Raw genomic sequence first — 11,200 nt, forward strand, 5'->3', positions numbered from 1 at the left:
GTCAGTCACGCGAAAATGCTTCCTTTTCAGGTCTTTCCAAATGCTCGATCACTTCGGCAGCGGTGGCGCCACCGAGGATGGTGGCCAGCGGCACGGCACGGCCGGTGGCCTTCTTGAGCTTCTTACGTAGGTCGATCGCCAGCAGCGAGTCGACGCCGAGATCCAGCAGCGACGCGTCGAGATCCAGTCCGGTGGTGTCGTCGAGCTTCAACACCGCACCGAGCGCGATCCGCATCGCGCCTGTGGCATCGGACGCCTCGGCAGTGTCGACAACCGGAGCCTCGGCAGTGTCGACAACCGGTTCGGGTTGGGCCGCCGCACCGAGGAAGGTCCGCAGTCGTTCCGCGTCGGCGGTGAACACCAGTGGATCGGCCGGGTAATCCCGCAGCCCGGCCTCCACTGCACGGTCGGGCGCCATGGCTCGCAGGCCCGACCGCTCTACCCGACTGATCTCACCGGAATCGATGATGCCGTCTCCCGGCCACAGTCCCCATCGCACCGAGGTGCAGCGCCGACCGTGTTCGCGCAGCTGCGCACCGAGGGCGTCGAGCAGCCGGTTGGCCGCAGAGTAGGCGGCATGGCCATACCCGCCCCACAGGCCGGACACCGAGGAGCACAACACGATCCGGGCATCCGGTTGCATCGGCCAGACCGCGGCCAGGTTGGCCAGCCCGCTCACTTTGGCCGCAAAGGTATCCCGCACCGTTGCACCGGTCAGCTCGTCGCCGGCGGCGATCGTGGCGGACGCGGCCGCGTGGATCACCAGTGATGCCGGGCCGACCGCCAGTTCGGCGACCGTCGCGGCGATCTGTGCCGGGTCGGTGAGATCACAACGAGGAGCGACGATCTCGGTGCCGGGGGTGGAAAGCGCGGCCAGTTGCGTCTCATCAAGGCCGCTGCGGCTGAGCAGCACGATGCGCCGGGCCCCCTGCCCGGCCAGGTGACGGGCATAGTGCAGGCCCACCGCGCCGGCTCCGCCGGTGATGACCACCTCGTCGAACACCCCCGATTCGGCGGTCCAGGTCCGGGCGTCGGAGGTGTCATCGCGCATCCCACGGTGCCAGACCTCGAGTGCGGAACCGTTGCCCCGCAGGGCGATGTCTTCGGCATCGGTCAGCATTGCGCTGATCGTTGTCACCGCGGTGGCGGGGTCGATGGCCGATTCGGCCAGATCCAGGTGGCGGAAGGTCTGGTCGGGATGTTCGTAGCTCAGGCTACGGTGCATCGCCGCCAGTGCGGCGGCCTCGGGCCGTGGGCGCTGCGGTCCGTCGCCGATGGCTTCACCACCGACGGTGACCAGCCATACATCGCGGGTCTCCGGCGAAATCGCCCCGACATAACCCAGTAACCCCTCATCGACGCGGCGGCTCAGAGATTCTGCCGCCGCCACCGCATCGTCGTGCTCGGACACCGGCGCGACCACGACCAGCAGGTCGGCTTCGGCGGGGGCGACCACGGTGGTTGCGTCCATCTCCTCGGCTGCACGTTGCAGCGTGGCGGCGGGCCCCTGTCCGGCGGCCAGATCGAGCACCGCGATCCGGCGCTGTCCGGCAGGCGTGGCGGGGAGGCCGTGGTTCTGCCAATGCTCGACGCCGACCGTCAAGCCCCCTGCGGCCGGCGGTAGCGGTTGCGGTGTGGCCCAGAGGTGTTCGGCGCGCATGGGCGCGAACGGGAAGTCGCGCAGCGACTCGGCGGCATGGTTCGGGAGATCGCTCCAGCGGTAGCCGGCATCGGCCATCGCGACGGAGACGATGTTGGCGCTGAGCCGGTCGGTGACCGGTTCGTCGCGCCGGCCCGATCCCACCATCACCACCGGCCCGCCGGTGAGTTCGGCCGCGTCTTCGAGCAGATCGCCCATGGCGAACAGCAGCGCCGGATGTGCGGAGAGTTCGACGAAGATCCGGGCGCCGCGCCGCGCCGCCATCTCGATGGCGCGGTCGAAGCGCACCGTGCTGCGCAGGTTGGTGTACCAGTAGTCGGTGAATCCGGTTCCGGCCGCCACCACGTCGGCGGTGGCCGAGCCGATGAACTGCACCGGTGACTCAGTGAATCCTGCGGAGGGAAGCAGTGATTCGAGCTCGCCCCGCGACCCGTCCAGCGCGGTGGTGTGCGCCGGGAACCACATCTCGATCTCTTTGGCGAATGCTCCGCGCCCGGCCACGGTCGCCACCGCTGCGGCCACCGCGTCGGTCTCCCCCGACACCGCCACCGATGAGCGGGAGTTCACCACCGACAGTTCCAGCCAACCCGGGGTTTCGGCGACCACCTTCGAGGCTTCCTCGGGTGTGATTCCGAGGACCGCGACGCGGTAGGGCCCGGTCAAGCGGTCCAACACGGTCGCGCGGGCGATCACCACGGCCACTGCGTCGGGCAGGGTGATCGTACCGGCCACGTAGGCCGCACCGATCTCGCCGAGACTGTGACCGACGGTGATATCGGGCAGCACACCGCAGGACCGCCACACCCGGGCCAACGCCACACCGTGGACGAACTGAGCGCCCTGGATCTGCACCTGGGAGAAATCATTGGTGACCGCAGCCGAATCCGGCTCAGCCAGAAGATAATCCAGCGGTGACTCGGCGCCGGCAGCCTGGAACTGCGCGGCACATCTGTCGACCTCGGCCCGATAAACAGGAAGCCGCTCGTAGGCCTGCACGCCCATCGACGGCCACTGACTGCCCTGGCCGGGGAACACGAAGGCGATGCGGGCGCCCGAACCCGATCCCGGTGACCCCGCTTGCGCGCGGGTGACCAGCGGGTGGTCCGCCCCATCGGCCAACGCACGCAGACCCGCGGTGAGTTCATCGCGGTCGACGGCCCGGACCACAGCGCGGTGGCGGCGCAGGCGCCGGGTGGACCGCAGGGTGGTGGCGACGTCGTCCGCACTCACCTCGGGACGGGTGTCGAGATAGCGCAGGATGGCCGCGGCGTCGGTTCCGATCAGTTCCTCGGCGTGTGCACTGAGCAGGACAGCTGTGCGCCCGTCGGGCAGAGAGTGGCCTTCGGTCATGCTGCGGCCCCTGGGACCTCGGGAACCGCGACGATCGCATGCGCGTTGGTGCCGCTCATGCCGAAGGCCGAGACCGCGCCGATGCGCTGACCGTTGACCGCGGGCCATTGGGTGAGCTTGGTCGCCAGCCGCAGACCTTGGCTGTCCCAGTCGATCTCGCGGCTGACCTCATCCACGTGCAGGGTGGCCGGGATGGCCGCACGCTCGGCCGCCAGGATCACCTTCGCCAGACCGAGGCCGCCCGCCGCCGCCTGGGAGTGCCCGACGTTGGATTTCACCGAGCCCAACAACGCGCCGGATCCGGGCTCCGTGGCTCCGTAAGTCTGTGCCAACGAACGCAATTCCGTCCGGTCACCGAGTCGGGTTCCGGTGCCGTGGCCCTCGATCATGCCGACGTCCTCCGGGCGCACGGCGGCCTGCTCGATCGCCTTGGCGAACAACCGCTGCTGTGCGGCGCCGCTGGGCGCGGTCAGACCGGTCGTCCGACCGTCCTGGTTCACCGCGGTGGCGCGCACCTCGGCCAGGACTCGCCGACTGTCGCGTACGGCCGCCGATTTGCGTTGCAGGACGAACATCGCCGCCCCTTCGGCCCAGACCGTCCCACTGGCGTGTGCGCTGTACGGCCGGCAGTGTCCGTCGTCGGACAATGCGTGCTGCTTGGAGAACTCCACGAAGTACCCGGGGGTACCCATCACGCAGACCCCGCCGGTCAGTGCCATGTCGCAGTCCCCCGCACGTACCGCCGACACCGCGGTGTGGAACGCCGTCAGCGCCGACGAGCACGACGTGTCGACGGTCAGCGCCGGCCCGCACAGATCCAGCGTGTAGGCGATCCGGCCGGAGATGACACCCAGCGAGGTACCGGTGATCAGATGTCCGCTGTGATGGGAGAAATCCGACAGCGCCGGCCCATACTCCAGACCCGATGCACCGACGTAGCAACCCACGTCGTGCCCGGCGAGATCATCGGGGTTGATGCCGCTGTTCTCCAGCGCACGCCACGCGATCCGCAGCCCGATGCGTTGCTGCGGATCCATCGCCACCGCCTCACGCGGCGAGATCCCGAAGAAGGCGGGGTCGAATTCCGCTGCGCTGGAGAGGAATCCGCCCAGGTCATGGATACGCTTGAACCCGTCGCGGCGCGAGCCGTCGAACAGTTCGCGAACTGACCAACCGCGGTCGGCGGGAAATCGGCCGAGGGCTTCGCGCTGCTCGGTCAGCAGCGACCAGTAGTCGTCAGCAGTTTCGATCCCGCCCGGCGCCTCGAGGGCCATCCCCACGATCACCACCGGATCACTGCTGTCAGGCCCCGGAAGCTGGCGGCTAGAGCTCATTCACCAGCTCCGCCACGTCCTCGAGCTGGGTGTTGAGGTAGAAATGCCCGCCGTCGAACATCGAGCAGGTGTAGGCACCGGTGGTGTGGGTTTCCCAGCGCCGCAACATGTCCTCACCGATGCGGTGGTCGCTCTCTCCGCCCAGTGCGTAGATGTCCGCGGCGATCGTCACGTCGGCGTCGCACGCGTAGCGGTTGAAGGCGCGGTAGTCGGCCCGCACCGCCATCAGCAGTAGTTCGACGAAGTCGTCGTCAGCGAGCAGCGCCTCGTCGGTACCGCCGAGATCGACCATCTCAGCGATGATCTCGGACTCGGCCATCGGCAGCGCGGGCGCGGCGGCCACGGCCGACGGCGCCTCGCTGGCCGACACCCACAGGGCGTCGATCCCCACGCCGTTGCGTTCGGCGATCCGGGCGAATTCGAAGGCCACCACGGCGCCCATGCAGTGTCCGAACAACCGGAGCGACCCGATCCCGGCCCAGTCGCCGGCATCGAAGAGATCCTTGGCGAGATCTTCCACCGTGGGCGCCGCCGGATGCGACAGCCGGTCGCCGCGCTGCGGGTATTGCATGACATAGGCATCGGAGCCGGCCGCAGCCAGTGCCGTTCCGAATCCCCGGTAGGCCACGGCCGCTCCCCCGGCATGCGGGAAAACCAGTGTGGCTGTTGAACTTTCGGACCCTGGATAACGCTTGACCCAGGGCTTGACGGTGATCTGGGTATCCGGCCCGCTCACGACGGCACAGCGGTGTCGAGAGCGGCCACCGCATCCCGATGCCGCACAGCGAGGGCGAAGCCGTTCATCCCCCGCTCGGGGTTGCGGCGCGGTGCATCGTCGGCAACGACGATGCCTGCGCCCGCGGTCAGTGCCACCAGCATCATCAGGATCGGCGCCGCGGCGCCGGCAGCCGAGAACACACCGATGCGGTCATCGCCGTGAACACCGAGCCGGGCGGTGAGCTCCACCACGGCGTCGTGAGCAGCAGCGTGGGTCACGACCGCATACCCCGACTCGTCGACCGAGCCCAGGAACGCGGGGTCACCGGGCGCGGAACGCACCGGGGTGACGCCGCTCGCGCGGGCCCCGATCCGCAGCGCCTCGGCGACGGTGAGCGCCGGCAGCCAGTTGGGCGGTCCGTCCCCGGTGAACAGAGCCATCCGCACTCCCGTGTGCTCCAGCACCGGCTCGGCCGGGTCAGCAGTGTCGATCGGGACACAGACGCCGCCGGCCGCCAGGATTCCCAGTGAGGCGATCACCGTGTCCAGGCCGGTGGACCCCACGACCGCGACCCGGTCGCCGACGCGTACGCCGGCCACCGCGAGCGCTCCGGACACCGAAAGCGCCTGCTCACGCAGCTGCCCGTAGGTCCAGCGGGTGGTCGGGCCGACCACCGCGATGTCGTCGGGGGCGCCCTGCGCATGCGTGAAGAACCCCTGGTGCAGCGGTTCTGTCGCCACTGCGTGCATGGTCTGCGTAGTCGTGCGACTCACCGCGTCCACAACGACCTCCTGACGATAAGCAAAGCCTGCCCTAACTGAAGTAACTCTAACCTTAGTTGCCGAACGCGAGTTCTGGGGACGTGCGTGCCAACTCGGAGGCCACATCGGCGCTGTCCATGCCCGTGACCTCGAGATACAGCTCGGACACCAGCTGCAGCCGGTCCGAGCCGGATTCCCGGCCCACCAGCACGGCGGCCATCTTCGCCACGGTTCGGGCGGCGAAGACGTCGGCGACCATCACCGTCGAGGTATCCAGCCAGTCCCTGATCCGCGCCACCAGCTGCGTACCCAGCACCGAGTCCCCGCCGAGGGCGAAGAAGTCGTCGTCGACACCGACGCCGGACTGCCCGAGAACCTCGCCGACGATCGCGCACAGGGCCGTTTCCAGCGGGCCCGACGGCGCCCGGTAGCCCCGGCTCTCCGGAGCGCCGAGTGCGGCGAGCATCCGAACCGCTGCGGCGCGGTCGGTCTTGCCACGGGCATAGGGAATCTCATCGGCGACCAGCAGCACCTGCGGGATCATGTGCGCGGGCACCAGCTCTGCCATCGCTGTGGAGATGGCCTGAGCGGCCGCTTCCGCATCGCCACCCGGCTGGTCCACCCGCACCACCGCGCCCAGCAGGTCGTGACCGCCCTCGACCGGGACCAGCACCGCCACCGCCGCGTCCACCCCCGGAACGCGGCACAGTGCGCCCTCGACCTCGCCCAGTTCGATCCGGAATCCGCTGACCTTGATCCGGTGGTCGGCCCGGCCGACGAACTCCAGCGTGCCGTCGGGCCACGACCGCACCAGGTCCCCGGTGCGGTACCAGCGGCGCCCGTCGTGCTCGACGAAACGTTCGGCGGTCAGGTCGGGCCGACCGCGGTAGCCACGGGCGATACCGCGCCCACCGACCCACAGTTCGCCCGGGACCCAGTCGGGGCAGTCCTCACCCCGCGCGTCGACCACACGGCAGCAGTTGTTCGTCAGCGGCACACCGAACGGCACCGAGGTCCAGTGCGACGGCAGGGCGTCGTGGTCGAATCCGACTTCGAAGATCGTGTTGTGCGTCGCGGTCTCGGTGGCCCCGCCGAGTCCGGCGAAGCGCACCCGCGGCGCCGCGGCGCGCAGCGCCCGCACCAGGTCCGGACGCACCCAGTCGCCGCCGGTGGGCACCACCCGCAATGAGGACAAGGATGCCCCGTCAGTGTTCGTTTCACGGGCGGCTACCAGCATCTCGAGCCAACCTGTCAGGAAGTGCAGCACCGTCACCCGGTGTTCGTCGATCAGCCTGACCCAGACGTCTGGATCACGGCGCTGTTCCTCGTCGACGACCACCAGCGAGCCACCCGAACGCAGCGTCCCGTAGACGTCGATCACCGACAGGTCGCACTCCAGGTGCGACAGCGCCAGGCACCGGTCGGCCGGGCCGATGTCGAAGTGGTCGTTGATGAACTCGATGGTGTTCATCGCCGCGTCGTGAGTGATCTCGACACCCTTGGGCTCACCGGTCGAGCCCGACGTGAACAACACGTACGCCAAGTCGTCCGGATTCGTCGCCACCGGCTCGAAATGCGCTGGGTCACCGATGATCTCGGCGTCGGCCACCGACAGGTGCGGCAAGTCCGGATGGTCGGGCCCCGAGCCGCAGACCAGGGCGAAGTCCACCCCACCGGTGCGCAGGATGCGCGCGGCCCGATCGGCAGGCTGATCGACCCCGATCGGCAGGTACGCGGCGCCGACCATCGAGATGGCCAGCAGCGCGACGACCTGTTCGACGCTCTTGGGCCCCAGCACCGCGACCACCTCACCGTGGCACACCCCGCGCGACTGCAGCGCAGCCGCCACCGCCAGCACCCTGTCGTGCAGTTCGCCGTAACTGAGGTTCCCGGCGCTGCAGAACACCGCGGGCGCGTTGGGGGTCGCCGCAGCGTTGGCCAGAAACCCCGAGTGCAGCACATCGCCACTGGGAGTCGACGTCGACGCGTTCAGCTCAGCCCGCACCCGGCGTTGAGACTCGGAGGCCGCGGGCGGATCGGCCGCATCCCAGGCGCCATCATCGGCGGCCAGGCGGCGCAGTTCGGCCAGGTGGTAGGCGAACATGGCCTCGGCAACGCCAGGCCGGAAGGCCTCGGTCCGGACGTCCCAGTTGATCATCAGGCCTTCGGCGAGCGGGGTCGCCTGAGCATCGATGAGTACCTGGGGTCCCTGCGAGATGGTCCACACCGGTACCCCGAAGTGGTCGGTGACGTCACCGGCGAAAAGATCGCCCAGGCCGAGCGCGCTCGTGTAGACGATGGTGGCCAGGGTCTGGCTGCCGCGGTGGCGGCTCACGTCACGCAGCACATCGAGCCCGGACACCGAGGAATGTGCGGCGGTGGCGTGCAGCGTCTCCTGCACCACCCTGGCCCGGGCCGCCGCGGTATCCGCCCCGGTCAGGTCGATGTCGAGCAACAGCGAGGACGTGAAGTCACCGACCAGCTTGTCCACGTCGGGGTGATACGGCTCCCTGCCGAACATCGGCAGGTTGAGCAGGAACCTGGACTGCGTCGACCAGCGTGCCAGCGCGTTGGCGTACGACGCCCCGACCGCCATCGCGGGGGTGATGCCGCGCCGCTGCGCCGCCGCGAACAGTGCGTCGCGGGTCGGCACGTCGAGGGTTTCCCAGAGCCGGATGCTGCGGTGCGGGTTGCGCTGATCGGACAGCGGAACTAGTGGCAGCGCAGGCGGATCCGGCAGATCGGGTACCCGATCGGCCCACCACTGCCGGTCCTGCTCCGACGGCGGCGGAACCGTGGCGGTCAGGCGTGCGCGGTATTCGCGGTAGGTATAGCCCAACTCCGGCAGGTCGGCGCCGCGATAGAACGCGGCCAGATCAGCCATGAAGTTGCGATAGCTCACCGCATCGGCGGCCTGCATGTCCATGTCCACGTGCAGCCGGGTACGCCCACCTGGCAGCAGCGACAGACTCAGCTGGAGCACCTCGTCGTGCAGCATCTGGTGGGACTTGGATTCCCTGATGAGCTCCAATTGTGCTTGCGCTGCAGCCTCATCCAGATCCTGCAGTTCGTAGACGGTGACCGGCAGCGGGCGATCACCGATCCGCTGGGTACCGTCGGGCAGGATCTCGACCCGCAGCATCGGATGCCGCGCGGCCAGTTTCTCCGCGGCGACCCGAAGTCGCAGCGGATCGACTCCGGCTCCGTCGAACTCGACGTACAGATGCGCGCCGACACCACCCAGTTGCTGGTCCTGGTTGCGGCCGACCCAGAAGGCGTGCTGGATCGGGGCGAGTGGGAAGGTGTCGCCCTCGGCATCGGCGATGTCCGGGGCAGGCGCTTCGGCGGGCGTGTCAGGAGTGTGCTCGGCGACCAGTTCGATCCAGGCGGCGACGGTGGGATTGGCTGCCAGGGCCGCGAATCCGACGTTGATGCCCTGCTTACGCCAGCGACCGGACAACGACATCATCCGGATCGAATCGAGCCCGGAGGCAATCAGGTCGGCGTCGGGATCGACGGCGTCGGGGCTGACCCCCAGGAGTTCGGCGACCTCGTCGCGGACCGTCTGGGAACTCGTCGCCACCACGCTCACCATCCTCCGAACAATTAGTAAAGGCTGCCCTAACTTAGTGGAGGTTACCCTATATTCGATCTGCCGACACACTCACCCGACGGGAGCCAGAACACCTATGACCACCGGTTTTGACCGTGAACAGGACGAACTGGCAAACGGATTCACGCGATTCCCCGAGGACCGTGCCGAGGTGTACCGCCAGGCCGGCTACTGGCAGGGCAAAGCACTGGACAGCATCCTGCGCGAGGCCGCGCAGCACTGGCCAGACAAGCCGGCCGTGGTCGACGCCTCTGGCACCTACACCTTTGCCGAACTGGACGCTCTCGCCGACCGTGTCGGTGCCACGCTCGCGGCCCAGGGCATCAAAGCGGGCGACCGCATCCTGGTGCAGCTGCCGAACTCTCGCGAATTCGCGGTCGCCGCTTTCGGTTTGCTTCGCGCCGGGACGGTCCCGGTGCTGTGCCTGCCCGGCCACCGGTCGGCCGAGCTGGGTCACTTCGCCGACGTCAGCGGCGCCGTCGGACTCGTGATTCCCGACGTCATCGCGGGATTCGACTACCGCGAGCTGGCCACCCAACTCGTTTCCGAACACCCCCGGCTGCGCCACGTCCTCGTCGACGGGGACCCTGGCTCCTTCCAATCCTGGTCCGCACTCAAGGATTTCGACGCCCCAGGACCACCGAGCATCACCGTCGACACCAGTGGCCCTGCGGTCCTGCTGGTGTCCGGCGGAACCACCGGGCTGCCAAAGCTCATCCCCCGCACCCATGACGACTATCTCTACAACGCCGCGGCCTGCGCCCAGGCCTGCGAAATGGTCCATGACGACGTCTATCTGGCGGTCTTGCCCGCCGGCCACAACTTCCCGTTCGCCTGTCCGGGCCTGCTCGGCTCGATGACGGTCGGGGCGACGACGGTCTACACCGACGACCCCAGCCCCGAATCGGCCTTCGCCCTGATCAACGCCCACGGCGTCACGGTGACCGGCCTCGTCAACGCCCTGGCCAAGCTGTGGACCCAGGCCTGCGACTGGGAACCGGTACTACCCACCTCGTTGCGCGTGGTCCAGGTGGGTGGCTCGCGGATGTCCCCGGAGGAAGCCCGTTTCATCCACGAAGGCCTGAGCCCGGGACTGCAGCAGATCTTCGGAATGGCCGAAGGCATGCTGAATTTCACCCGCCCCGGCGATCCGGCGGACGTGGTGGAGAACACCCAGGGCCGGCCGATGTCGCCGCACGACGAGATGCGGGTGGTCGACGAGGACGGCCATGAGGTTCCCCCCGGTCAGGAGGGCGAACTTCTGGTTCGCGGACCGTACACACTCAACGGCTACTACCGGGCCGAGGAAGCCAATGCCCGGTCCTTCAGCCCCGACGGTTTCTTTCGAACCGGCGATCGCGTCCGGATCTTCACCGATGGCCCTCGGGCGGGCTACGTCGAGGTGACCGGCCGGATCAAGGATGTCATCCACCGTGGCGGCGAGACGGTGTCGGCCACTGATCTCGAGGATCACCTGCTGACCCACCCCGCGGTGTATGCGGCGGCGGCAGTGGCATTGCCCGATGACTACCTGGGCGAGAAAATCTGTGCCGCTGTGGTTTTCAAGGGCGCACCGATCAACCTGGTTGAGCTGAACGAGTTCCTCGACCAGCGTGGCGCGTCCGCCCATGCCCGGCCCGATGTACTGGTCCCCATGCCGACCCTGCCCACCACCGCCGTCGGCAAGGTCGACAAGAAGAAACTCATCGCCGCGATCACCGAGTGAGGCCTGGCCACACTCGGCACACTTCATCTTAATGTTTT

Annotated in this window: 6 protein-coding genes; 1 reads left to right on the forward strand and 5 read right to left on the reverse strand. The window is 68.5% G+C overall.

The window, feature by feature from the left end:
- Position 1: 1 nt before the first annotated feature.
- The 5 genes from mbtD to AC4ELS_RS29095 all read right to left on the reverse strand — a co-directional run bounded on the left by mbtD (position 2) and on the right by AC4ELS_RS29095 (position 9,418).
- Entirely contained in the window at positions 2–3,010 is a 3,009-nt protein-coding gene (gene mbtD, locus AC4ELS_RS29075; protein WP_499050435.1) for a mycobactin polyketide synthase MbtD, read from the reverse strand.
- Positions 3,007–4,344: a beta-ketoacyl [acyl carrier protein] synthase domain-containing protein gene (locus tag AC4ELS_RS29080; protein ID WP_499050438.1), complete on the reverse strand. Its 1,338-nt coding sequence runs from the start codon at positions 4,342–4,344 to the stop codon at positions 3,007–3,009. Before AC4ELS_RS29080 ends, mbtD begins: the two co-directional genes overlap by 4 nt.
- Entirely contained in the window at positions 4,334–5,080 is a 747-nt protein-coding gene (locus tag AC4ELS_RS29085; RefSeq protein WP_499050440.1) for a thioesterase II family protein, read from the reverse strand. The genes AC4ELS_RS29080 and AC4ELS_RS29085 overlap by 11 nt, the downstream gene beginning before the upstream one ends.
- Positions 5,077–5,802: an AMP-binding protein gene (locus AC4ELS_RS29090; protein WP_499050443.1), complete on the reverse strand. Its 726-nt coding sequence runs from the start codon at positions 5,800–5,802 to the stop codon at positions 5,077–5,079. The genes AC4ELS_RS29085 and AC4ELS_RS29090 overlap by 4 nt, the downstream gene beginning before the upstream one ends.
- 94 nt (positions 5,803–5,896) lie before the next feature.
- Positions 5,897–9,418, reverse strand: coding sequence for a non-ribosomal peptide synthetase (locus tag AC4ELS_RS29095; protein ID WP_448443479.1), 3,522 nt, complete (start codon positions 9,416–9,418; stop codon positions 5,897–5,899).
- Between the two features lie 94 nt (positions 9,419–9,512).
- Here AC4ELS_RS29095 and AC4ELS_RS29100 point away from each other — a divergent pair, with 94 nt between their 5' ends.
- Positions 9,513–11,162 carry a (2,3-dihydroxybenzoyl)adenylate synthase gene (locus AC4ELS_RS29100; RefSeq protein WP_448443481.1) on the forward strand — a complete coding sequence of 550 codons (1,650 nt, stop codon included), beginning with the start codon at positions 9,513–9,515 and terminating at the stop codon, positions 11,160–11,162.
- The last annotated feature ends 38 nt before the right edge of the window (positions 11,163–11,200 follow it).

Source organism: Mycobacterium shunyiense, from assembly GCF_058270035.1.

What these genes read in the sequence shown, in the direction of transcription:
- mbtD (WP_499050435.1), bottom strand. Translation starts at nt 3,010, where the DNA reads ATGACCGAAGGCCACTCTCTGCCCGACGGGCGCACAGCTGTCCTGCTC.
- AC4ELS_RS29095 (WP_448443479.1), bottom strand. Translation starts at nt 9,418, where the DNA reads ATGGTGAGCGTGGTGGCGACGAGTTCCCAGACGGTCCGCGACGAGGTC.
- AC4ELS_RS29080 (WP_499050438.1), bottom strand. Translation starts at nt 4,344, where the DNA reads ATGAGCTCTAGCCGCCAGCTTCCGGGGCCTGACAGCAGTGATCCGGTG.
- AC4ELS_RS29100 (WP_448443481.1), top strand. Translation starts at nt 9,513, where the DNA reads ATGACCACCGGTTTTGACCGTGAACAGGACGAACTGGCAAACGGATTC.